Annotated in this window: 20 protein-coding genes; 15 read left to right on the plus strand and 5 right to left on the minus strand. The window is 65.0% G+C overall.

Features of this window, described 5'->3' with window-relative positions:
• The first annotated feature begins 77 nt into the window (after positions 1 to 77).
• The 4 genes from L8F97_RS15920 to L8F97_RS15935 all read left to right on the plus strand — a co-directional run bounded on the left by L8F97_RS15920 (position 78) and on the right by L8F97_RS15935 (position 3,583).
• A complete protein-coding gene (locus L8F97_RS15920) occupies positions 78 to 557 on the plus strand; it encodes a hypothetical protein (RefSeq protein WP_242152424.1) in 480 nt (159 codons plus the stop codon).
• 300 nt (positions 558 to 857) lie between these two features.
• Positions 858 to 1,994, plus strand: a complete 1,137-nt coding sequence (locus L8F97_RS15925) for a site-specific DNA-methyltransferase (protein WP_277925028.1) — start codon at positions 858 to 860, stop codon at positions 1,992 to 1,994.
• A 96-nt stretch (positions 1,995 to 2,090) separates the two neighbouring features.
• Positions 2,091 to 3,143 (plus strand): dihydropteroate synthase, encoded by a 1,053-nt coding sequence (gene folP, locus L8F97_RS15930; protein ID WP_242152427.1) that lies wholly within the window; start codon positions 2,091 to 2,093, stop codon positions 3,141 to 3,143.
• Positions 3,144 to 3,184: 41 nt separating this feature from the next.
• Positions 3,185 to 3,583, plus strand: a complete 399-nt coding sequence (locus L8F97_RS15935; protein ID WP_242152430.1) for a Rap1a/Tai family immunity protein — start codon at positions 3,185 to 3,187, stop codon at positions 3,581 to 3,583.
• Positions 3,584 to 3,586: 3 nt separating this feature from the next.
• On the opposite strand, the gene L8F97_RS15940 is transcribed toward L8F97_RS15935, so the two are convergent.
• Positions 3,587 to 5,008, minus strand: coding sequence for a sigma-54-dependent transcriptional regulator (locus tag L8F97_RS15940; RefSeq protein WP_242152434.1), 1,422 nt, complete (start codon positions 5,006 to 5,008; stop codon positions 3,587 to 3,589).
• A gap of 140 nt (positions 5,009 to 5,148) precedes the next feature.
• On the opposite strand from L8F97_RS15940, the gene L8F97_RS15945 reads away from it, so the two are divergent.
• From L8F97_RS15945 to L8F97_RS15975, 7 genes are all read left to right on the plus strand, one after another.
• On the plus strand, positions 5,149 to 5,286 hold the full coding sequence (locus tag L8F97_RS15945) for an aa3-type cytochrome c oxidase subunit IV (RefSeq protein ID WP_242152437.1): 138 nt from the start codon (positions 5,149 to 5,151) through the stop codon (positions 5,284 to 5,286).
• 7 nt (positions 5,287 to 5,293) lie between these two features.
• Positions 5,294 to 6,415: an NAD(P) transhydrogenase subunit alpha gene (locus tag L8F97_RS15950; protein WP_242152439.1), complete on the plus strand. Its 1,122-nt coding sequence runs from the start codon at positions 5,294 to 5,296 to the stop codon at positions 6,413 to 6,415.
• Complete coding sequence (locus L8F97_RS15955) at positions 6,415 to 6,774, plus strand: PH domain-containing protein (protein ID WP_242152444.1); 360 nt, start codon at positions 6,415 to 6,417, stop codon at positions 6,772 to 6,774. Before L8F97_RS15950 ends, L8F97_RS15955 begins: the two co-directional genes overlap by 1 nt.
• 9 nt (positions 6,775 to 6,783) lie before the next feature.
• Positions 6,784 to 7,095, plus strand: a complete 312-nt coding sequence (locus L8F97_RS15960) for an NAD(P) transhydrogenase subunit alpha (RefSeq protein WP_242152446.1) — start codon at positions 6,784 to 6,786, stop codon at positions 7,093 to 7,095.
• Positions 7,096 to 7,194: 99 nt separating this feature from the next.
• Positions 7,195 to 8,706, plus strand: coding sequence for an NAD(P)(+) transhydrogenase (Re/Si-specific) subunit beta (locus tag L8F97_RS15965; RefSeq protein ID WP_242152449.1), 1,512 nt, complete (start codon positions 7,195 to 7,197; stop codon positions 8,704 to 8,706).
• Positions 8,707 to 8,964: 258 nt separating this feature from the next.
• A complete protein-coding gene (locus tag L8F97_RS15970; RefSeq protein ID WP_242152452.1) occupies positions 8,965 to 9,918 on the plus strand; it encodes a MarR family winged helix-turn-helix transcriptional regulator in 954 nt (317 codons plus the stop codon).
• Between the two features lie 231 nt (positions 9,919 to 10,149).
• Complete coding sequence (locus tag L8F97_RS15975; protein WP_242152454.1) at positions 10,150 to 12,525, plus strand: TonB-dependent receptor; 2,376 nt, start codon at positions 10,150 to 10,152, stop codon at positions 12,523 to 12,525.
• Positions 12,526 to 12,679: 154 nt separating this feature from the next.
• Here the strand turns inward: L8F97_RS15975 and ung are convergent, their stop codons facing one another.
• The 3 genes from ung to purD form a co-directional block, all read right to left on the minus strand.
• Complete coding sequence (ung, locus tag L8F97_RS15980; RefSeq protein ID WP_242152457.1) at positions 12,680 to 13,381, minus strand: uracil-DNA glycosylase; 702 nt, start codon at positions 13,379 to 13,381, stop codon at positions 12,680 to 12,682.
• A 40-nt stretch (positions 13,382 to 13,421) separates the two neighbouring features.
• A complete protein-coding gene (locus L8F97_RS15985; protein WP_242152460.1) occupies positions 13,422 to 13,727 on the minus strand; it encodes a hypothetical protein in 306 nt (101 codons plus the stop codon).
• A gap of 297 nt (positions 13,728 to 14,024) precedes the next feature.
• Positions 14,025 to 15,287, minus strand: a complete 1,263-nt coding sequence (gene purD / locus L8F97_RS15990; protein ID WP_242152463.1) for a phosphoribosylamine--glycine ligase — start codon at positions 15,285 to 15,287, stop codon at positions 14,025 to 14,027.
• Here purD and xseA point away from each other — a divergent pair.
• The 4 genes from xseA to L8F97_RS16010 all read left to right on the plus strand — a co-directional run bounded on the left by xseA (position 15,286) and on the right by L8F97_RS16010 (position 20,974).
• Entirely contained in the window at positions 15,286 to 16,665 is a 1,380-nt protein-coding gene (xseA, locus tag L8F97_RS15995) for an exodeoxyribonuclease VII large subunit (protein ID WP_242152466.1), read from the plus strand. The two genes, purD and xseA, sit on opposite strands and share 2 nt — an antisense overlap.
• Before the next feature lie 14 nt (positions 16,666 to 16,679).
• Entirely contained in the window at positions 16,680 to 16,877 is a 198-nt protein-coding gene (locus L8F97_RS16000) for a DUF2093 domain-containing protein (RefSeq protein ID WP_242152469.1), read from the plus strand.
• Positions 16,877 to 17,797: a M23 family metallopeptidase gene (locus L8F97_RS16005; protein ID WP_242152471.1), complete on the plus strand. Its 921-nt coding sequence runs from the start codon at positions 16,877 to 16,879 to the stop codon at positions 17,795 to 17,797. Before L8F97_RS16000 ends, L8F97_RS16005 begins: the two co-directional genes overlap by 1 nt.
• A 210-nt stretch (positions 17,798 to 18,007) precedes the next feature.
• Positions 18,008 to 20,974 carry a TonB-dependent receptor plug domain-containing protein gene (locus L8F97_RS16010; protein WP_242152473.1) on the plus strand — a complete coding sequence of 989 codons (2,967 nt, stop codon included), beginning with the start codon at positions 18,008 to 18,010 and terminating at the stop codon, positions 20,972 to 20,974.
• 80 nt (positions 20,975 to 21,054) lie between these two features.
• Here L8F97_RS16010 and clpB read toward each other — a convergent pair whose 3' ends face one another.
• Positions 21,055 to 23,634: an ATP-dependent chaperone ClpB gene (gene clpB / locus L8F97_RS16015; protein ID WP_242152474.1), complete on the minus strand. Its 2,580-nt coding sequence runs from the start codon at positions 23,632 to 23,634 to the stop codon at positions 21,055 to 21,057.
• Positions 23,635 to 23,876: the final 242 nt, after the last annotated feature.

The following is a 23,876-nucleotide window of genomic DNA, read 5'->3' on the forward strand; positions in this document are numbered from 1 at the left end:
GATGCTGTCGCGCGATTTCTGCGGTTCCCGGTCTGTCGGACACCTGCTATCAACGCTCGTCTTGTGAAAGTTCCGCTATGCTTCGCACGTTAACGGCGGCCGCGTTCTTGCCGGTGGTGATCTGCTCTCTGGCTCTCGCCGCTCCTGTGCTGGCATCGCCGGGGCCGCCCCCGCCGGACTATATCGTCGAAGCGGCCAAGCATCTTGTTCCCACACAAACGGCGGCGACATTCGATGGCTATGCTGACGAGTTGGCAGGCGACGTAACAGTCTGGGTCGATGGTGAGAAGATCGCATCGAATAAAGCTGATTGGCTCGTGATGGAGCGTCGCAGGGTTGGGAAGGTCGACCGACGTGTCTTGGGGTATGCGGTTGGGTACAACACGATCCTTGTCTTCGATCAGTTCGACGACAGGTCCGCCTTACCCGATAATCCCGACATGGTATTCGACTCACGTTTCCTGACGCGCGCAGTCCAGTATCGTTTTGGACCTGACCACATGATCCATGCGATACACGTCACGCAAACCGAAGGCGTGCTGCAGAAGCCGTTCTGAACCAGCGAAGCGTTAGCCATGATTGGCCGATACTGCGGCTGCATGAGGGCCGGCCGTTATCCGGGCTCGGGGCCGCAAACCAGTGGCGCGTAGGGAAAATACCTACGCCATTTCAGTGAGTCTTTTGCGCCACACACCATCCCTTGGGCCTGTGGATAACTCCACGACTCAATATGTGGATAAGTCTCGGAATGTTCCGCTGTGTTAACGCTTTAGCAGTGATTCCCATTAACCAATGTTCGCTTGACGCGAGTCCCGCGATCCGCAGGAAGGGGCGGAATGGAACACAGGGATACGGGCATGGGGCTGTTGGAAAAGGTTAAGACGCGCGGCGCGAAGCCGGTTGTGGCAGCGCCTGCGGAACTGCCGCTCGACCGGATCATCCAGCGTGATTGCATCTCCGCGATGCGCGCCCTGCCGGCCGCGTCGGTCGACATGATCTTCGCCGATCCACCCTATAATCTGCAACTCGGCGGCGATCTGTCGCGGCCAGATGGCAGCCATGTCGATGCGGTGACGGACGAATGGGACAAATTCGACAGCCTCGGCGCCTATGACAAGTTTACCCGCGCCTGGCTCGCCGAGGCGCGGCGCATCCTGAAACCGAACGGTTCGATCTGGGTGATCGGCAGCTATCACAACATCTTCAAGGTCGGCTCCGCGATCCAGGATCTCGGCTACTGGATCCTCAACGATATTGTCTGGCGCAAGTCGAACCCGATGCCGAACTTCAAAGGCACCCGCTTCACCAACGCGCATGAGACGCTGATCTGGGCGTCGATGGGGGAAAAGGCGCGCTACACCTTCAACTATCGCAGCATGAAGACGCTGAACGACGAACTCCAGATGCGCAGCGACTGGGAGTTCCCGGTGTGCGGCGGCCCGGAGCGGTTGAAGAAGGATGGCCACAAGGTCCATCCGACACAAAAGCCCGAGGCGTTGCTGTATCGCATCCTGCTGGCGTGCACCAAGAAGGGCGACGTTGTGCTCGATCCGTTCTTCGGCACCGGCACCACCGGCGCGGTAGCGAAGCGGCTCGGCCGGCACTGGATCGGCATCGAGCGCGAAGACGCTTATGTCGCCGCCGCACAGGAACGGATCGACGCGGCGCTGCCGCTGGACGAATCCGCGTTGACGACGATGCAGTCGCCCAAGGCCGCGCCGAAGGTGGCGTTCGGCGTGCTGGTGGAAAACGGCTACCTCACCGCCGGCGCGGTGCTGTTCGACGCCAAACGCAAGCACCGCGTGCTGGTGCGCGCGGACGGCAGCGTGGCGAGCGTGTGCGGCACGCATATCGGATCGATCCACAAGGTCGGCGCCGGCGTGCAGGGCGCGCCGTCGTGCAACGGCTGGACCTACTGGCATATCGAGACGGCGGGCGGGTTGCAGCCGATCGATACGCTGCGGCAAACGTATCTGCTGGCGACGCAGCCTTAGGGGGTCTGGCAACTCTGCTCTGGCCTTCGCCGGGAAAGGTAGCAGGGGTCGACGGCATCTCGACACGAACCGCCCCGCCGGATTACGGCTACCGCCATGACCTTCCACCTGCGCCCTACCCAGTTCGTCGATACGCCCGTCACGCACCCCGACGGCGGCGTGGCGCGGCTGGCAGGGGGGATGCTGTGGTTCGCCGCGTATGAGGTGATCAAGGGATCGCGGCGCAGCACCGTGCCCGTCGCCGAGATCGCCAACCTGGGGCCGGGCGCCGCCGCGATCCACGCGCGCATCACCGCGCCGCGCGCTGCGCTGACGATCGGGGAGCGCACGCTGCGGTTCGATCAGCCGATGGTGGCGGGCATCCTCAACGTAACGCCGGACAGTTTTTCCGATGGCGGCACGCTTCAGGACGATCCTGAGGCCGCCGCAGCGGCGGGGGTCGCGATGGCAGCGGCGGGCGCGGCGATGATCGACGTGGGCGGCGAATCGACCCGTCCCGGCGCCGCGCTGGTATGGGAGGGTGACGAAGCAAAGCGCGTCTCGCCGGTGATCGAGCGGCTGCTGCGCGCGGGCACCCTCGTGTCGGTCGACACGCGCAAGGGCGCGGTGATGGAGGCAGCGCTCGCGCTTGGCCCGGTGATCGTCAACGACGTGTCGGCGTTGCTCTGGGATGAGCGTGCCGCCGGCATCGTCGCGCGCGCGAACGCGCCGGTGATCCTGATGCACTCGCCCGACCCCAAACGCGGACCACATGGCGGCGACGGATATGCGAACGTGCTGACCGAGGTGTACGACTGGCTGGAGGTGCGGATCGAGGCAGTAGTGGCGGCGGGGATAGACCGCGCCAAGGTCATCATCGATCCAGGTATCGGCTTCGGCAAGAGCCTGGCCGACAATCTCGCACTGATCAACGGGCTCGCGCTGTTTCACGGGCTCGGCTGCCCGGTCATGCTCGGGGTGAGCCGCAAACGGCTGATCGGTGCGCTGTCGGGCGAGGCACCAGTGGCCGAGCGGCTCGGCGGATCGATCGCGCTGGCGGTGAAGGGCGCGGAAGCGGGCGTACAGATCCTGCGCGTGCATGACGTCGCGGAGACGGTGCAGGCGGTGCGCGTGTGGCGGGGCCTGCGCGACCGTGCGCTGGTCGGCTGACACAGACGCACACCGAACCTTGCAAGCCGAATGGAGACACCATGATCCTGTTATTGTTGGCCTTGGCATCAACCAAGCCGCCGGTGGTGGTAAGCGCGCTGACGACACGTCATCTCGCCGAGGATTGCCGGGGGAAGGACACCGATCCGACCGCCAATTTCTGCACCGGCTATATCATGGGCGTGTTCGACACGCTGTCGTCATCCTATCAAATATGCCCCTCTGCGGCGGACGTTTCCACGATCGATGCGGTCGCCGTGGCGCGCAAGTACATCCGCAAGAACCGAAAGGGGTGGAGCAGCGCCCCGTGGTTTGTCGTGCGAGAGGCTTTCGTGACCGCCTATCCGTGTCACACTGAACCCGACGCTCAGCCTAAGACCGCTCCCAAACCCGACGCCAAGGCCAAGCCGAAGCCAAGGCACCTCAAGCGGTCCCGTTAGCGGTCAGGCCGCATTGTCGATGCCCAATTCCCCCAGCTTGCGGTACAGCGTGGATCGACCAATGCCGAGCCTCCGCGCAACCTCTGTCATGCGGCCGCGATAATGGCCGATGGCGAGACGAATCACGTCCGCCTCGATCTCCTCCAGCGCGCGCAGATTGCCGTCGGCATGGAACAGCGTGACGCCGCCCGAAGTCGCCATCGGCGCAGGCCCGGGCACGCTGTGGCGTTGCGCGCTGAGCGAGGCGATCTGCGGAAAATCCGCCGAGGTAAGCGCGGCGCCGTCGCACAGCACGGCCGCGCGGAATAATGCGTTCTGAAGTTGGCGGACGTTGCCCGGCCAATCATATTTGCCGAGCAGCGCCAGCGCTTCGTCGGTGATGCCGAGCGGGCGCAGACCGGGTTGCTGTGCGATGCGGGCGAGTAGGTGGCGGGCGAGCGCGGGGATGTCGCCCTGTCGTTCGCGCAAAGGGGGGATCGTCACCTGCACCACGTTGAGCCGGTAATAGAGGTCCTCGCGGAAGCGGCCGGCCTCGACCTCCTCGATCAAGGTTTTGTTGGTGGCGGCGATCACGCGCACGTCGACCTCACGGGCGTGACGCGCCCCGATCGGCTGGATATCGCCGGATTGTAGCACGCGCAGCAGTTTGACCTGCGCCTCCAGCGGCATCTCGCCGATCTCGTCGAGGAATAGCGTGCCGCCGTCCGCTTCCTGGAAACGGCCGATCTTGCGTTCGAACGCGCCGGTGAAGGCGCCTTTCTCATGCCCGAACAATTCGCTTTCGACGAGATTGGACGGAATTGCGCCGCAGTTCACCGTTACCATCGGCTTCTTGCCGCGCGGGGATGCGGCGTGGATCGCCTCCGCCACCACTTCCTTGCCGACGCCGGATTCGCCCTCCAGCAGCACCGGCACGCGCGCGCGCGCCGCCTTGGCCGCAATGGCGAGCGCGGCGCGGAAATCGGGCGCCGAGCCGACGATCTCGTCGAAGGCGAGCAGCGCGGGGATCTTCTCGGTAAGCGGGCGCAGTTCGCCCGCCGCCTTGCCGGCGACCGCCGCGTCGAGCGCGCCGAGCAGCCGTTCGGGCGCGAGCGGTTTGACAAGGAAATCGGTCGCCCCCGCACGCATCGCCCCGACGGCCTGCGCGACCGAACCGTTAGCGGTAAGCAGCAACAGCGGCAGCGCCGGACGCCGGCTGCGCAGTTCGGCGATCAGCGGCGTGGCGTCGGCATCGGGTGCCCAATGGTCAAGCAGGATCGCGTCAAGCTGCATCCCGTCCTGCGTGCCAAGCGTGGCGATCGCCATCTCTCCATCGGCGGCGAAGATCGCGCGCCAGCCGCGCCGCGCCGCGATCGCCGCAACGAGACGACGCTGCGCCGGCTCGTCGTCGATCAGCATCAGCAGGCGTTGCCCGTTACGCGTCATTCCCACACCCCAAGTACCCTTTGGAGCACCTCTGCTATACGATGAGGGTAAAAGCCGCCTTAAGCGCCCCATCGCGGGACTTGAGAGACAGGCCCACACAAGCTAAGCCTGTCGGGAGATAAGCATTGGGGAGATGCGACATGGCCGAAGACGGCGATATTAAGGTCCACGAAGCGACCTATTCGAAGGTGATCGGCCTGCTGAAATACGGCGCGGTGGCGTGCTTTCTGCTCGCCTTCGTCATCGTCTATTTCGCCCTCGCCCCTGCCAGCAAGTAACACGCAGGTGAAGATCGCCGTCCTGCGGGAAAGCGCCCCCGGTGAGCGTCGTGTCGCCGCCACGCCCGAAACCATCAAGAAGTTCATCGCGCTCGGCGCATCCGTCGCGGTTGAGGCAGGTGCCGGCCTGACCGCCGCAATCGCCGATGCCGATTATGCCGCCGCCGGCGCGAGCGTGAGCGACCACGCAGGTGCGCTGGCAGGCGCGGGCATCGTGCTGGGCGTACAGGGGCCGGACCCGGCTGTGCTTGGCGGCGTGGCACCCGGCGCGCTGGTGGTGGCGGGGCTGAACCCGTTCGGCGACCGCGCGCGGATCGACGGCTATGCCGCCGCCGGTGTGGAGGCCTTGGCGATGGAGTTCATGCCCCGCATCACCCGCGCCCAATCGATGGATATTCTGTCGTCCCAGTCCAACCTGTCGGGCTACAAGGCGGTCTTGGACGCGGCCGGCGAATATGGCCGGGCTTTCCCGATGATGATGACGGCGGCAGGCACGATCTCCGCCGCACGCGTGTTTGTGATGGGCGTTGGCGTGGCCGGGCTACAGGCGATCGCGACGGCGCGGCGACTGGGTGCGCAGGTTTCCGCCACCGACGTGCGGTCCGCCACGAAGGAGCAGATCCTGTCGCTCGGTGCCAAACCGATCTTCGTGGAAAACGTGGCCGGGATCGAGGGCGAAGGGACGGGCGGCTATGCCGGTGAGATGTCGCCCGAATACCAGGCGGCGCAGGCCGAGCTGGTGTCGGCGCACATCGCCAAACAGGATATCGTCATCACCACGGCGCTGATCCCCGGCCGCCCTGCCCCGCGGCTGATCTCCGCCGCACAGGTGGCGAGCATGAAGCCGGGCTCGGTGATCGTCGATCTCGCGGTCGAACAAGGCGGCAATGTCGAAGGCGCGGTCGCTGGCGACATCGTATCCGTCGGCGGCGTGAAGATCGTCGGCCACCGCAACGTTCCCAGCCGGCTGGCGGCGGACGCGAGCGCGCTGTTCTCGCGCAACCTGTTCAACTTCCTGTCGGCGTTCTGGGACAAGGACGCGGCCGCGCCGGTCCTGGATGACGAGATCGGCGACGCGGTGCGGCTGACCCGTGGCGGTCAGGTCGTCAACGCGCGGTTGCTCACCTGATGGGGATTTTCAACGCCACCGCGATCGACCCGCATGATGTCGACAAGGTCCATAGGCATGCGCTGCTCGAGTCCGAGCGGGTGCTGTTCGCGTTCAAGACGGTTCGGGACTTCATCGTCTTCACCGAATGGCGGCTGCTCTACATCGACGTGCAAGGCATCACCGGGTCCAAGACGTCGTATCTGACCATCCCCTATCGCTCGATCACGTCGTTCGCGATCGTGAGCGCGGGGACGTTCGACCTCGACGCCGAGATCAAGCTGTCGCTGTCCGGCCTCGCGCCGATCGAATTTAAGATCGGCCGCAGTGCCGATGTGCGCGGCTTGCAGACGTTGCTGGCAAGCAAGCTGGACCGGTAGGAGCAAACCATGGACTTCATCTCGATCCTGTCGATCTTCGTCATGGCCTGCTTCGTCGGCTATTATGTCGTGTGGTCGGTCACGCCCGCGCTGCACACACCGCTGATGGCGGTGACCAACGCGATCTCCTCGGTCATCATCGTCGGCGCGTTGATCGCGGCGGCGGCCGCCGGGATCGGCGCGGGCGGCGCGGTGTCGAAGTGGCTCGGGCTGATCGCGGTAGCGCTGGCGAGCGTCAACATCTTCGGTGGCTTTGCGGTCACCGCGCGGATGCTGGCGATGTACAAGAAGAAGGAGCGGCCGGCGGCCGTTCACAAATAGGCGCCACCCAAGCCGATATCGCGGCTTGGATGGACGCCGCTCCGGCGCGGACGACCGGCGGATGCCGGCCCGGCGCGGGCATGACGAGGTAGGGGGAATATGGAACAGCTGACGGTCAATCCCTGGGCGGCACTCGCCTATCTCGTCGCGGGTGTGTGCTTCATCCTTGCGCTGCGTGGGCTGTCGAGCCCGGCGACGTCACAGCGCGGCAACCGCTACGGCATCATCGGCATGACCATCGCGGTGGCGACGACGCTGATCGTGCATGCACCGACATTGGCAGTCTATGTAGATTCCAGCCCGATGGCAGGCGTTCCGCGTCACGTAGATCGTCCATTTAACCTCGATCTGGTGACTTTGGTCGAAATCCTCGCTGCGATCGGCATCGGCGCCGCGATCGGCCTCGTCACCGCGCGGCGGATCGCGATGACCGACATGCCGCAGCTCGTCGCGGCGTTCCACTCGCTGGTCGGCATGGCGGCCGTGCTGGTGGCGGCGGCGGCGTTCCTCAATCCGCAGGCGTTCGGCATCGCCGACATGGTGATCCCGATGATCGGCCAGCCGTTCCTGGTGATCCATCAGGTCAGCCGGATCGAGATGGGGCTCGGCATCGCGATCGGCGCGATCACCTTTTCAGGTTCGGTGATCGCCTTCCTCAAGCTCAACGGCAACATGGGCGGCGCGCCCATCCTGCTGCCCGCGCGCCACGTCATCAACCTCACCGTGCTTGCCGCGATCCTCGGTCTGGTCGCGTATTTCACGCAGGACCAGAGCGCGTGGGTGTTCTGGACGATCACCGCCCTCTCCTTCGCGATCGGCTTCCTGCTGATCGTGCCGATCGGCGGGGCGGACATGCCGGTGGTGGTGTCGATGCTCAACAGCTATTCGGGCTGGGCCGCGGCGGCGATGGGGTTCACGCTGCACAACAGTGCGATGATCATCACCGGCGCGCTGGTCGGATCGTCGGGCGCGATCCTCAGCTACATCATGTGCAAGGCGATGAACCGCAGCTTCATCAGCGTGATCGCGGGCGGCTTCGGCGCGGTGGCGGCAAGCGGCGGTGGTGGCGCCAAAGTCGACCGCCCGTGGAAACGCGGCAGCGCCGAGGATGCCGCGTTCCTGATGCAACAGGCCGAACAGGTCATCATCGTGCCCGGCTACGGTATGGCAGTGGCGCAGGCACAACATGCTCTGCGCGAAATGGGTGACAAGCTGAAGGAACACGGCGTGCGGGTGAAGTACGCCATTCACCCGGTCGCGGGACGCATGCCCGGGCACATGAACGTGCTGCTTGCCGAAGCGAACGTTCCCTATGACGACGTGTTCGAGCTGGAGGATATCAACTCCGAATTCGCGCAAACCGACGTGGCCTTCGTGATTGGCGCGAACGACGTCACCAATCCCGCCGCGAAGACGGACAAGACCTCACCGATCTACGGCATGCCGGTTCTGGATGTGGAGAAAGCCAAGACCGTGTTGTTCATCAAACGCTCGATGGGTGGCGTCGGGTATGCCGGTGTCGACAACGATGTGTTCTATATGGACAACACGATGATGCTGTTGGCCGATGCGAAAAAGATGGTCGAGGAAATCGTCAAGTCGCTCGACTGACGACTGCCAGCGTCAGACATCGTGAGAAATTGCCACGAGATGTTGAAACATTCAGTTGAAAACGCCACCATCTCGTTACCAGGGAAGATGGCACACTGTATTTTGCCCTCTGTAACGGTGAGATCGCGTTCCGAGCTTTCGCTATTCGAACGAAATCAACGGTTAAATTCGTGAGAATGACCCATATCGGAGATTTTAGACCTGCTCCATTCTGGAGAAATGCGTACTTTAGCTATGGGGAAAAAGCAGGGAATCGATATGCATAGATGGGAAGGATGGGAAACCGCGCGGCCGCCGGCCGCCTCGGTCGCCGCGCTAGTGATTGCCGATCATGATGCCGACGACGCGACCGCAGCAATCGACGCGGTCGGCACGCGCATGGTTGGACGGGTTGGCTGGGCGGAGGTGACGCAACGGCTCGACACGCAGGGTCCGCTTCAACTGATCGCGCTCGATTGCGCGGGTGCCGACGATAACACGCTGGCGGCGGCGCTCCCGCTTATTGATCAGTTCGCACGCGACACCGATGCACGCCTGGTTGCGACGATGGCCGACTCGCAGGTAGATCTGGTTGCGGCCAACCTGTTCGGTCCACATGTCGAGTTGCTCTGCGCGCCATCGCTCGCGGAGCGGGTCGCGGTCTACGCCCTGTCCGTATCGCAGGGCGGCAGCCACCGGTTGTCCGATTCGGCGCGCGATATCGAGGTGGTGCGCCTGCGCCGCTTGAACGAGGAGATCGCGCGTATTGCCGAAACCTTGGCTCGGCTCAGCCGTACCGACTCGGAACACTCGCCGCGGGGCCGGATCGCCGATCGCACGATGGGATATACTGCGCCACCCCCGGCCACCACGGGCGAGGCGCCTCCGGTCGCACCGCGCGAGGTGCGTGCCGCGATTCGGGCACGCCGACTGCGCGACCAGCACTTCGATGCCGGACTGTTCGAGGATCCGGCATGGGACATTCTGCTCGATCTGTTCGCAGCACAGCTGGAACGCGCGCAGGTCTCGGTTTCGAGCCTGTGCATTGCAGCCGCCGTTGCGCCGACCACGGCGCTGCGCTGGATCGCCAAAATGACCGACGCTGGCATGCTGGTTCGCGTGCCCGACCCGTTCGATCGGCGACGCGCCTTTATGGAGCTATCGACCGGATCGAGCGACGCGATGCGCAATTATCTGGGCGCCGTGAAGCGCGCCGGATTGCCGCTCGGATAATCGGCCTCCAGTCTTCGTACCGGCTAGCGTCGCCATGACGCCAAGCGTTGCGGTAGATATTGAGCTCTCATCTGCCCGCCCGGCCTCCTGCCGGGCGGGCATTTTCAACGATGATGCACCAAAGCGCGCAATGAAGAACCTGGATGGCTTGCACTATATCCCACCATATACAATAAGCCGCTTCAGCGCTTAATAAGAGCGTAGCGGATCCGCTGCGCCGAAAGGGGTTTCATGACACATCCGGTCCTCCGCGCCGCGAGCGCGGCGTTGTTGGCGTGCACGCCGGCCACCGCCCTGGCAGCGTCGGCCCCCGCACCCGCCGCAGAGGCTGCCGATCAACCGACGAATGATGCCGACATCCTTGTCACCGCACGCCGCCGCGCGGAAGACCCGCAGACGATCCCGGGTTCGCTGTCCGTGGTGAGCGGTGCGCTGCTCGACCGGTCGTACACGGTCAACACGCAAGGGCTGTCGGTGCTGGTGCCGTCGCTCAACTACAGTTCGGCCAACCCGCGCAACACCGCCTTCACGATCCGTGGGCTGGGTTCGAGCGTAGTGGCGGTGAGCCAGGCGAACGACGGGCTGGAGCCGGGCGTCGGCTTCTACGTCGATCAGGTCTATCACGCGCGCCCGGCCACCGCCGCCTTCGATTTCAGCGATATCGATCATGTCGAGGTGCTGCGCGGGCCGCAGGGCACGTTGTTCGGCAAGAACAGTACCGCAGGCGCAATCAGCATCACCACGCGAGCACCCACCTTCACGCCCGAAGCATATGAGGAGGTGTCGATCGGCAGTCGCGATTACGTGCAGGCCAAGGCCGCCGCATCGGGCGCGCTGATCGGCGATACCGTCGCCGGCCGCATCTCGGCGGTCGTCACCCGGCGTGACGGCGTGATCCGCGACACGCGAACCGGCGCCAATCTCAACACGATCGGCAATCAGGCGGTGCGCGGGCAGTTGCTTATCAAGCCTACGCAAGCTTTTCAGGTGCGCCTCACCGCCGATTTTAGCAACTTCGAGAGTGATTGCTGTACACAAGTGTATCTGCGCGTCGCCCCCACCCTAAAGGCGGCGACGCGGCAATATGCCTATCTGGCCGCGCACGTGCCCGGCGGCGCGTACACTCCGGCGAGCCTCAACCCCTATGATCGCGTAACCGATATCGACGCGGCGCTCGGCACCAACACCAACGAGGGCGGCGTCTCCGCGATCGCCGACTGGAACGTCGGACCCGTAACGCTCACCTCGGTCAGCGCGTGGCGGTTCTGGAACTGGGATGCGGCCAACGACCGCGACTATACGGGCATCCCCATCCAGACGACGCAGCACATCCCCTCGCGGCAGGACCAGTATAGCGAGGAACTGCGCTTCGCCTCGAACGGCTCCCACGCGATCAGCTATGTCGGCGGCCTGTATTTCTTTCGCCAGCGCGTGATCGGGCGGCCGATCTCGATCTACGGGCCGCTTGCCACCTATTGGTTGCTGGGTGGCCCGTCCGCCGCGCTGCCGGGCAATCTGCTCGACGGTTACGGCTCGGACGGGCGTACCGATTTTCAGTCGAACAGCTATGCTGCGTTCGGCGAGGTCAACTGGCGGCCGCTGCCGCGTGTCACGCTGACCGGCGGGCTGCGTTACACCTATGAGGAGAAGACCGGCAGCTACAACACCTTCACCTTCGGCGGCCCGAGCGGTCTCAGCCAGGCGCAGATCAACAGCCAACTGTCGATCCTGCGTGGCCAGTCGTACAATGCCAAGGTCGACGGCGGCGCCCTGACCGGCCGTGCTAGCGTGTCGTATGATGTCACCGGAGGCTTACTCGGCTATGCGAGCTTCGCGCGCGGCGCGAAGTCGGGCGGGATCAACATGTCGGGGCTACCGCTCAACAACGCCGGGCTGCCGGCACTCGGCACGGCGGTGGTACGACCGGAGACCAACACCGCCTACGAAGTCGGCATCAAGACGCGGCTGTTCGACCGGCGGCTGATCCTCAATGTCGACGGTTTCTATACGCGGGTGACCGATTTCCAGGCGAACGTGACCGATACCGGTGCTGCGGCTGCGCTTCGCACCTATCTCGCCAACATTCCGCGTGTGAGCGTGAAGGGGTTCGAAGCGGATGCGACCGCGATCGTGATGCGTGGCTTCTCGTTGCGCGGATCGGTCGCCTACGCGGATGGCAAATATGATTCGTACCCCAACGCGCCCTGCCCGATCGAGCGGATCAGCAGTGCGACCACCGTCTGCAACCTCTCGGGCCGGCCGCTATCGAGCCTGCCGAAGTGGACCGTATCGGCGGGCGGCGATTACACGCTGCCGGTGCCACGGCTGCATGGCGATGTCATCCTGCACGCCGATTCCGTATCGCGCACAAGGCAATATGGCGATCCGACCGATTCCGCGTACACGCTCATCAAGGGGTATACGCTGGTCAACGCCAGTCTCGGCTATCGCAACCGCGCCGGTTGGGAGGTCGATGTGTTCGCGCGCAATCTGTTCGACGCCAACTACCTGCAGAACGTGACGATCCAGGCGGGCAATTCCGGTCTGATCCTCGGCACGCCGAGCGACCCGCGTACGATCGGGCTGACGTTCCGCGCGCGGCAGTAACGCGTCAATCGTTCGTGCCGAGAGATATGCAACGCGGAACGGCGGCAGCGCATCGATCCGATAGCCGATACCGAATGAGAGCGGGGCGCTCATCCGCACCGTCCCGCGCGAGGCCGCGACATACTACGTCATCGCGCACCGCGAGAAGTGAGTTTCAGGCGCGCGCCGGCAACGCCCAGTCGATCGGCGCGCGGCCATGCTCGCGCAGGAACGCGTTGGCCCTGGAGAACGGCCGGCTTCCCAAAAACCCGTTGTGTGCCGAAAGTGGCGACGGATGTGCCGATTTCAGCACGAGATGCCGACCGCCGCGTGACACGTCGTCGATGAACGCCGCCTTCTTCTGCGCGTAATTGCCCCACAGCATGAAAACCACCGGATCTGGCGAGGCCGCCACCACGCGGATCACCGCATCGGTAAACCGCTCCCAGCCTTTGCCCTGATGCGAGGCGGCAGCCCCCATCCGCACGGTCAGTACCGAATTGAGCAGCAGCACGCCCTGCTTCGCCCAATGTTCGAGGAAGCCGTGGTCGGCCCGCGCGATGCCGAGATCGGCATGCAGTTCCTTGTAGATGTTGACGAGACTCGGCGGCGTGCGCACGCCCGGTTGCACCGAGAAGCACAAGCCATGCGCCTGCCCCTCACCGTGATACGGGTCCTGCCCCAGGATGACGACGCGCACCTCCTCGGGCGGCGTCAGGTCGAGCGCACGGAACCAGTCCTCAGACTTGGGGAACACGCGCGCGCCAGCAGCTTTCTCGTTCGCCAGGAAGCACCTCAGCGCAGCCATGTACGGGCTGTCCAACTCGCCCCGCAACGCGGCGAGCCAAGCGGGGTCGAGGGTAATCTGGTCGCTCATCGACAAACGCGTGGCCGATGGCGCGCGCGCCTGTCAATCGTCAGCCGGGCTCGCCCATGTCGGCAGGGGGATGCTCGGGATCGAAGTCAGACACCTTGGCGTCACCATATGCAACCAGATCGGAGGAAACCGATACACTATACGCCGGCATCGGCTCGACGCGTGGTGGCGCGACCGGGATCGGCGCGGTGATGACGATGGGCGCCGGCGCGGGCGCATTGCTCGCGCGCGTCGCTACGATCGTCCCGGTAGCGTGTGCGGCCGGCGAGACCATACCGCCGAGATGGGGTGTAGCAACGGCGACCACGGCGAGAAACCCCGCGAACCCAGCGAGTTGATGTGACACGTGCGACCTCTGTATTTTCCAGATTGTGTGCACTGGCTTAGTGGTCGCGATCTAAAGAGCCGCTTACAAGCTGCGGTAAAGAAAGGTTTGTTTCGCGCCTACGCAAACCTCCGCGATGGCGGCTTTTCCTGCGGTTCCACCCTTCGCACCACACGAAGAATGTCATCCAATCTCAAGCTTTTGGGCGGCCCCGCCGCGACCTCCCGCCGACCTGCTGCGGCAGGCTCTCGCTCCGACATCCGTGTTCGTGCGGAGTGTCGTTTCCCCAGCCGCAAAGCAACGACGGTGGCGCGTCAATCACCCAGTTCGGGCGATTTCGCGCCAGCCGATGTCGCGCCGGCAGAAGCCGCTCGGAAAGTCGATCACGTCGAGCGCGGCGTAGGCGGCGGTCTGCGCGGCCTGTACGTCAGCGCCGCTCGCGGTGACGGCCAGCACGCGGCCGCCGGCTGCGACGAGCTGCCCCTCAGCCAACCGCGTGCCCGCCTGGAATATCTTCGCGCCACTCGCCTCCGCCGATACCACGCCGCCGATCGTGCCGCCGGATTGAGGCGTGCCGGGATAGCCGCGTGCCGCCATCACGACGGTCAGCGCGGTATCGTCCGCGAAGCGCGCGGGCCCTCGCTCGCCAAGCCGTCCTTCCGCGACGGCAAGCATCACGTCGAGCAGATCATCCTCCAGCCGCATCATCAACACCTGGCATTCCGGGTCGCCAAAGCGCGCGTTGTATTCGATCAGCTTCGGCCCGTTGGGTGTCAGCATCAGCCCGGCATAGAGCACACCCGAAAACGGCGCACCCTCCGCCGCGAGCGTGCGCACGGTGGGCCAGATGATCTCTGCGATCGCGCGGGCTTCGAGGTCGGGCGTCAGCACCAGGGCGGGGCTGTAGGCGCCCATGCCGCCGGTATTGGGGCCGGTATCGCCATCCCCGACCCGCTTGTGATCCTGCGCGGAGCCGAACGGCAGGATCGCCGTGCCGTCGGTCAACACGAACAGGCTGGCTTCCTCACCTTCGAGGAACTCCTCGATCACCGCCTCACCGCCGGGTGCGGAGAACAGGTCGTTCAAGGCGGCTTCGGCCTGCTCGCGCGTCTCGGCGACGGTCACGCCCTTGCCTGCCGCCAGCCCATCCGCTTTCACCACCACCGGCACGCCGAAACGGTCAAGCGCGGCCAGTCCATCGTCCAGCGACGCGACGTGCGCGTAACCGGCGGTCGGGATGCCGGCGCGGTCGCACAGCGCCTTGGTGAAGGCCTTCGATCCTTCCAGCCGCGCCGCCGCCGCCGAGGGGCCGAACACCGCCACGCCTGCTGCCCGCAGCGAATCTGCGAGGCCGTCGACCAGCGGCGCCTCAGGGCCGATCACGACCAGTTTAATCGACTGCGCTGCCACGAAATCCACCACCGCCGCGTGATCGGTCACGTCGACCGCGACGATTCGCGCATGCGCCGCAATGCCCGGATTGCCCGGTGCGGCGAACAGCGTATGGAGGCGCGGCGATTGCGCGAGCTTCCAGGCGAGCGCATGTTCGCGGCCCCCCGAGCCGATCAGCAGGACATTCATGGCGGACCCTTTTTACGACACCCAGACGCGGCTGGTAGCCGACGACGTGCCCGGCGACAACGCCGCGCCGCTGTCGGTCGGCGAACTGGCGGCAAAGCTGAAGCGCGTGGTGGAGACAGAGTTCGGCCATGTTCGGCTACGCGGTGAAATCTCCGGCTACAAACGCGTCGCCTCGGGCCATGCCTATCTCAGCCTGAAGGATGACGGCGCGGTGATCGACGGCGTGATCTGGAAGGGGCAGGTCAACATGCTGCCGTTCCAGCCGCAGGACGGTATCGAGGTGATCGCGACCGGGCGGATCACCACCTATCCCGGCCGCTCCAAATACCAGATCATCATCGAGCGGATGGAACTGGCCGGCGAAGGCGCGCTGATGGCATTGCTCGAGAAGCTGAAGGCCAAGCTCGCCGGCGAAGGGCTGTTCGAGACGACCCGGAAAAAACGGCTGCCTTACCTGCCGCGCGTGATCGGCGTCGTCACCTCGCCGACCGGCGCGGTGATCCGCGACATCATCCACCGGCTGGAGGATCGCTGCCCGAGCCACGTCATCGTCTGGCCGGTCAAGGTGCAGGGCGAAGGCTCGGCGGCGGAGGTGGCGGCGGCGATCCGGGGCTTCGACGCGATCCCGCCGGGCGGTCCGGTGGCGCGGCCCGATCTCGTCATTGTCGCGCGGGGCGGCGGCTCGATCGAGGATCTGTGGTCGTTCAATGAAGAAGTGGTGGTGCGCGCGATCGCGGACTGCTCGATCCCGATCATCTCGGCCGTCGGTCATGAGACGGATACGACGTTGGCGGATTACGCCGCCGATCTGCGCGCACCGACGCCGACCGCGGCCGCCGAAATGGCGGTGCCGGTGCTGGCCGACCTGCGCCTGACCATCGCCAGCCACGGCCAGCGCACCGAGAAGTGCGTGCGCCGCTATCACGAGCGCAACCGCGAGCGGCTCGATGCGCTGGTACGCGTGATACCGAAGCGCGACGCCTTGCTCGGCCCGCAGCGGCAGCGCGCCGACGATTTGGGCGCACGGCTGGACCGTGGGCTGGAACGGCGCGTGACGGTCTCGCGCGGGCAACTCGACCGATCGGCCGGCGCGCTTCGACCGGCGGTACTGGAGCGCCAGCTGGAGGGCGCGCGCGACCGGCTGGACCGGACGTGGCGACTGGCCCAGTCGCTCAACCCCGATGCGCTGCTCGATCGCGGCTATGTCCGCGTGACCGCGCGGCCGGGCGGCGAGACGCTCGTTTCCGGCGTGGCGGCGCGTGCGGCGGGCGCGGTGACGCTCCACTTCCGCGATGGCGCGATCGACGCCAAGGTTGAGCGCGCCGGCGGCAAAGCCTATGACCGCAAGCCCGAACCGGCCCAGCCCGACCTGTTCTGACAAGAGACGTTGCCATGCTGATGCCCAACACCGATCGCCTCGCCCGCCTGCACTACATGGCCAACGGTTTTCGCGTGCTCACGCCCGGCGATCACGTTGTGTGCGCTGCGAGTGGCGCGCAGATCGCCCTGGAGGATCTGCGCTACTGGAGCGTGGCGCGGCAGGAAGCCTATGCGACCGCCATCCTCGCCACCGAATCATTGAAGGCTTGATGCGCCGCGCAGGCATCGGCGCGAGCCTTACCATCCTGCTGCTCGGCAGTTGCGCGATCGTGCCGCCGCCCGTCGACGCCAATGTGCGGCCACTCCCCGCCGATCCGGTCATCCACGCGCCAGACGTCCAGCCGCCGCGACCTGCCGAGCCGGTAACGTTCAGCTACGCCGGCAGCATGACGCAGGGCGGTCTGGTGATCGGTATCGCCCCAGCTGGTACGACGCAGCTGACGGTGAACGGCGCGAACGTCGCCGTCGCTCCGGACGGCCGCTTCGTGTTCGGGTTCGACCGCGACGCCGGCCCGTCCACCACTCTGGTTGCGACGCTTGCCGACGGGCGCCAGGTGCGCGACGAAGTGACGGTCGCGCCGCGCGACTGGAACATCTCCCGGCTGTCGACCTTGCCCAAGTTCCCGGTGCCGGAAGCGGAAATGGCGCGGATTCGTCCGGGCGAGCTCGCACAGATCGCCGCGGCCCGGCGCGCTCAGACCGATGCACAAGGCTGGCGTCAGCACTTCCTCTGGCCAACGACCGGACGAATCTCCACGTTGTTCGGCTCGCAGCGCATCTACAAGAACGGCGAAGCGGGTGCGTACCATTCCGGTCTCGATATCGCGAAACCCACCGGGACGGTGGTACTTAGTCCTGCCGACGGCGTGGTGATCCTGGCAGCGGACCACCCCTTCACGCTGGAGGGCAATTTGTTGATGATCGATCACGGCATGGGACTGAACACCGCCTTCCTGCATCTGTCGCGGATCGACGTACATGTCGGCGACCACGTCCGCCGCGGGCAGGCGGTCGCGCTTTCGGGCGCGACTGGGCGCGCTACAGGGCCTCACCTGCATTGGGCGATCCGCTGGCGCGACGCCAAACTTGACCCGCTGCTGATCGCCGGGCCGATGCCGCATCCGGGATAGCGCGACGCCGATGGTACGTAAAAAGCCCGATGTGGCATAATTACTACAAAGAATGTGAATCACACATATTCACAGTACAGAAGCTTTACAGCCACTCCGGCCCCGTTATGCCTCCTTCATCCGCTCCGGGATCGACCTGAACAGGTTCGAGGGGGGCTTTGTATCTCCCGCATCGTCGATACGGCGGGCGGGGGGTCGCACAGGGGGTATATGATTTTGCATTCGACTCTGAAGAACCGTCTGCTCGTCGGCGCTGCCTCGCTCGGCGCGCTGGCTGCGTTTGCTGCGCCTGCGTTTGCACAGGATCAGGCTGCACCCGCGACACTGCCTTCCGACGCGCCCGCAACCGGGCCGGCAGCCGCGCCGACCGATGATATCGTGGTCACGGGCTCGCTGTTCCGTCGCACCAACACGGAAACGCCGTCACCGGTTACCGTGCTGACCACCGAAACCCTGTCGCGTGCCGGCATCACCAACATCAACGACGCGGTGCGCTCGATCTCGGCCGATGGTGCTGGTTCGATCTCGACCGGCTTCACCAACGGCTTCTCGGCCGGCGGCGCCGCCGTCTCGCTGCGCGGTCTCGGCGTTTCGTCGACGCTGGTGCTGATCGACGGCACGCGCTCGACCAACTTCCCGCTGAACGACGATGGCCATAACGCCTATGTCGACCTCAACTCGATCCCGTTCAGCGCGGTCGAGCGCGTCGAGGTCCTGAAGGACGGCGCATCGTCGAGCTACGGCGCCGACGCGATCGGCGGCGTGGTCAACATCATCATGAAGAAGCACTTCACCGGCCTCGCCGGCACGGTCGAAGGCGGCGTGACCGAAAAGGGTGACGGCGCACGCTATCGCGGCAACCTGACTGCAGGCTACGGCGACTATGACGAGAAGGGCTGGAACTTCTACGTCAACGGCGAATACCAGAAGGATCAGCCGATCTCCGCCACATCGCGCGGCTTCCCGTACAACACCAACGATCTCAGCTCGATCGGCGGCCTCGACAACAACACCGGCGACAGCGCGCTGACGACGCAGTCGACCAACGCGGTCGTGCGCCGTGCGCCGCAGACCGATCTCAACAACCCGTTCGCGGGCGGTGTGGCGACTGGCACCTACACGCTGCTCGGTGGCACCGCAGCATGCAACTACGGCACCTTCACGGTCGCCGGCGCAGCCGGCGGCACCGGCTGCAAGCACGATTACGGCAAGGAATATGGCACGCGTTACAACGACATTCAGCCTGCGCAGGAGCGTTACAGCTTCACCGGTCGGCTGAGCTTCCGCGTCGCGCCGACTGTAGAAGGCTATCTGACCGGCAGCTACTCGCACAGCGAAGTCACGATCGGTCGTCAGCCAAGCGGCATCCGCCAGACTCAGCCTTACGGTGCCTCGCCGACGCAATCGTCCAGCAACCCAGGTATCGTTCTGCCGGTGTACATCTGCTCCACCGGCGTAAACTGCGCCACAGCAAGCGACCGCACGCTGAACCCCAACAACCCGTATGCAGCGGCTGGTGCGCTCGATCCCGCCAACAACGCAGCCCGCATCTATTATGCATTCGGCGACATCCCCGTTTACAGCAAGCGCGACAACGAGGTGTTCCGTGGCGCGTTCGGCCTGAACGGCGACATTGCTGGGGACTATCACTGGAAGATCGATGCGGTCGGCGCACGCGACAACTTCTCGATCGAGAACCACGGCGTGCTCGACATTGCCGGGCTGAAGAAGGCGGTCAACACCGGCGCGTACAACTTCGTCAATCCGGCGCTCAACACGCAAGCCGTGCGCGACATGATCGCACCGGTTTATACCACGCCGTCGCATACCTCGCTGATCTCGGTTGACGCATCGATCGCCAAGGATCTGTTCGCGCTGCCGGGTGGCAATCTCCAGGTCGCAGTCGGTGGTCAGTTCCGCCACGAGACCGAGGAAAACAACAGCAACAACCCGGGTCTGACCAAGTACGCCAACACCTCGGCGGCATTCGGTACGCATGACGTGACGGCAGGCTACTTCGAAATCAACGCGCCGATCCTGACCACGCTGGAGGTCAATGGTTCGGGTCGTTACGACCACTATTCGGAAGGGTTCAGCCACTTCTCGCCGAAGATCGGCGCCAAGTGGACGCCGATCAAACAGCTGGCGATCCGCGGCACCTACTCGAACGGCTTCCGTGCACCGACTTTCGCGGAGAACAACCCGCTGTCGAGCTACGCCGGTTTCGTAACCGTTACCCCGCCCGCTTCCTTCCAGCAGGCGCACGGCGGCCTCATCACCGGCACCAATCCCAACACCAATCCCTATGCCCAGGCTTACAGCCTCGGCTCGGGTGCCACCGGCAACCCCAACCTCAAGCCTGAGAAGTCGCGTAGCTTCACCGGCGGCGTGGTGGTCGAGCCGGTTCGCAACGTCAGCTTCACGGTGGACTATTACAACATCAAGAAGACCGACGTGATCGTGACCGGTCCGGATGCTGCCATCGCGCGTGCGAACTATTTCGCGGGCACCGCGCTTCCGGCAGGGTACACCGTTTCGGCTGTCGATGCGCCCGATCCGCTGTTCCCGAACGCGCTGCCGCGCGTGCTCATCATCAACGTGCCGTTCGTCAATGCGGGCTCGATCAAGAGCTCGGGGCTCGACTTCGGCGCCAACGTGAGCGTTCCGATCACCGATACGATCAAGTTCACCAGCCGCCTCGATCTGACCTACGTGATCCAGTACGACCTCGATCCGGGCAACGGCAGCAAGATCCAGAAGTATGTCGGTACGCTTGGACCTTACGAGCTGTCGTCGGGCGCCGGCACGCCGCGGGTGCGTGGCAACTGGCAGAACACGATCGAGTTCGGTCCGGTCGCTCTGACCGCGACGACCTATTACGTGTCGCGGATCAAGGAAGTCGCGGCGGACGAGGGTGATGACCTTTCCTGCGCCGGCGGCAACCTGTACGGCACGGGTGACAAGTTCTGCTACGTCAAGCGCTTCATCTACGCAGACGTCAACGCGGCATTCCGCGTCAACGATGCCTTCACCCTGAACCTGTTCGTCGGCAACATCACCGGCGAGAAGGCTCCGCTCGCGCCGGCTTCCTATTCGGGCGCGAACTACCTGCCGACCTGGCACATGGCCGGCATCGTGGGTCGCAGCTTCCGGGCGGGCGCGAACTTCAAGTTCTGATCGCTTCCGATCTGACCTGAACACAAATGGGGCGGCTTCCTCACGGAAGCCGCCCCGTTCTTTTTTGCCCGACGATGCGGTTAGGCTACAGTCAGCTCCAGCTTGCCGTCACCCTCGTTGACCCGCACCGTAGCACCATCCTTCACGCTGCCGCGCAGGATCAGATCGGCGAGCGGATCCTGCAAGTAGCGTTGCACCGCCCGCTTCAAGGGCCGCGCACCGTATACGGGATCGTAGCCGACCCGCCCCAGCCACGTGCGTGCACCCGACGTGAGATCGAGCGTCACCTTGCGATCGGCAAGCAGCTTGTCGATGCGCGACACCTGGATATTGACGATCGGCGCCATCTCGCTCTGCCCCAGCCGGTGGAACAGCACGATCTCGTCGAGCCGGTTGAGGAACTCGGGGCGGAAGTGCCCGCGCACGATCTCCATCACCTGCGGCTCCACGCTCGCGACATCCTGCCTGTCCTCCAGCGTGGTCAGCACCTGACTGCCAAGGTTCGAGGTTAGCACGATGATCGTATTGGTGAAATCGACGGTGCGGCCCTGACCATCAGTCAGCCGTCCATCATCGAGCACTTGCAGCAGCACGTTGAACACGTCGCCATGCGCCTTCTCGACCTCGTCGAACAGGATCACCTGATACGGCCGCCTGCGCACGGCTTCGGTCAGCACGCCGCCTTCCTCGTAACCGACGTAGCCGGGCGGGGCACCGATCAGCCGCGCGACTGCGTGCTTCTCCATGAACTCGCTCATGTCGATCCGCACCATTGCCGATGGGTCGTCGAACAGGAACTCGGCGAGCGCCTTGGTCAGTTCGGTCTTGCCAACGCCGGTTGGTCCCAGGAACAGGAACGAGCCCATCGGCCGGTTGGGATCCTGCAACCCGGCGCGTGAACGCCGCACCGCGGTCGACACGGCGCGCACGGCGGCGGCCTGCCCGATCACGCGCTTACCAAGCGCTTCCTCCATGTGGAGCAGCTTCTCGCGTTCGCCCTCCATCATCCGGTCGACCGGGATGCCGGTCCAGCGGCTGACCACGCCGGCGATATCGTCGGCGGTGACTTCCTCGCGCAGCATCGCGCCCTTGGTCGCGCCCTGCGCCTCCGCCACCTGACGTTCCAGCGCGGGGATGCGTCCGTAGGACAACTCCCCCGCCCGCGCGAGATCGCCCGCACGCTGCGCCTGTTCCAGTTCAAGCCGGGCTGCGTCGAGCTGCTCTTTCAGCTTCGACTCAGCTGCGATCTTGTCCTTCTCCCCCTGCCAGCGTGTGGTCAGTTCGGCGGATTGCTGTTCGAGATTGGCGAGATCTTCCTCCAGCGTGGCAAGCCGGTCCTGCGAGGCATCGTCGCTCTCGCGGCGCAGCGCCTCGCGCTCGATCTTGAGGCGCAGGATGCGACGGTCGAGTCCCTCGATCTCCTCCGGCTTCGACTCCACCTCCATGCGGATGCGGCTGGCGGCCTCGTCCATCAGGTCGATCGCCTTATCGGGCATGAAGCGGTCGGTAATGTAGCGGTTCGAGAGCGTCGCCGCCGCGACAATCGCACCATCGGTGATGCGGACGCCGTGGTGAAGCTCGTACTTCTCCTTCAGCCCGCGCAGGATCGAGATGGTATCCTCGACGGTCGGCTCGCCGACGAACACCGGCTGGAAACGGCGCTGGAGCGCTGCGTCCTTTTCGACGTACTTGCGGTATTCATCGAGCGTGGTCGCGCCGACGCAGTGCAGTTCGCCGCGTGCGAGCGCGGGCTTGAGCAGGTTGGAGGCGTCCATCGCCCCATCGCCCTTGCCCGCGCCGATCAGCGTGTGCATCTCGTCGATGAACAGCACGACCTGCCCCTCCGCGCCCTTCACCTCGTCGAGCACGCCCTTCAGCCGTTCCTCGAACTCGCCACGATATTTCGCGCCGGCGATCAGCGAGCCCATGTCGAGCGCCATCAGCGTGCGGTCTTTGAGCGTATCGGGCACGTCACCATTGGCGATGCGCAGCGCGAGGCCTTCGGCGATCGCGGTCTTGCCGACACCCGGTTCGCCGATCAGCACCGGGTTGTTCTTGGTACGACGCGCGAGGATCTGGATGGTACGGCGGATTTCCTCGTCGCGACCGATTACCGGATCGAGCTTACCATCGCGCGCCGCCTGCGTGAGGTCGCGCGCGAACTTCTTCAGCGCATCGTAGCGATCCTCGGCACTGGCGGTGTCAGCGGTGCGGCCGCCGCGCAAGGTGTTGATCGCCGCGTTGAGCGCCTCGGCCTTCACGCCCGCCGCCTGCAACGCCTTGCCCGCAGCCGTGTTCAGCGCAAGCGCAAGCGCGACAAGCAGCCGCTCGACGGTGACGTAGCTGTCGCCGCTCTTCTGCGCGATCTGCTCGGCGCTATCGAGCACGCGCACCAGATCGTTATCAATGCCCGGCGCATTTTGCGCGCCGCTGCCCGACACAACCGGGATTTTGGCAAGGGCGAGGTCGGTTTCGGACAGAGCGCGTTTGGCGTCACCGCCGGCAGACTGGATCAGGCCAGAAGCCATCCCCTGTTCGTCTTCGAGCAGCGCCTTCAGCAGATGTTCCGGGGCGATGCGCTGGTGGCTCATGCGGATGGCAACCGTCTGCGCCGATTGCAGGAAGCCCTTAGCGCGATCGGTGAATTTTTCGAGGTTCATGGGTGTAAGTCCCTCCTTTACTGGATCGCGATATGGTGTTGCCTTTTTACAACACAAGGGCTGTTGCTGATCATTGTAGGGTAGTGACATTCTCCCGGCATCAACAACGGCGTCTTATGCCCCTCATGCTCGTCGAGACCGTCACCGGAACCGGAAAACCGCTGCCAGTCACCGCCGCCAACGATGCGTTAAGCGGCGATTCCGCATAGGATCGACATGGGCGGGGACAAGCGTCCGGGGAG

The organism is Sphingomonas sp. BAUL-RG-20F-R05-02, assembly GCF_022662305.1.
Lineage (GTDB): Bacteria > Pseudomonadota > Alphaproteobacteria > Sphingomonadales > Sphingomonadaceae > Sphingomonas.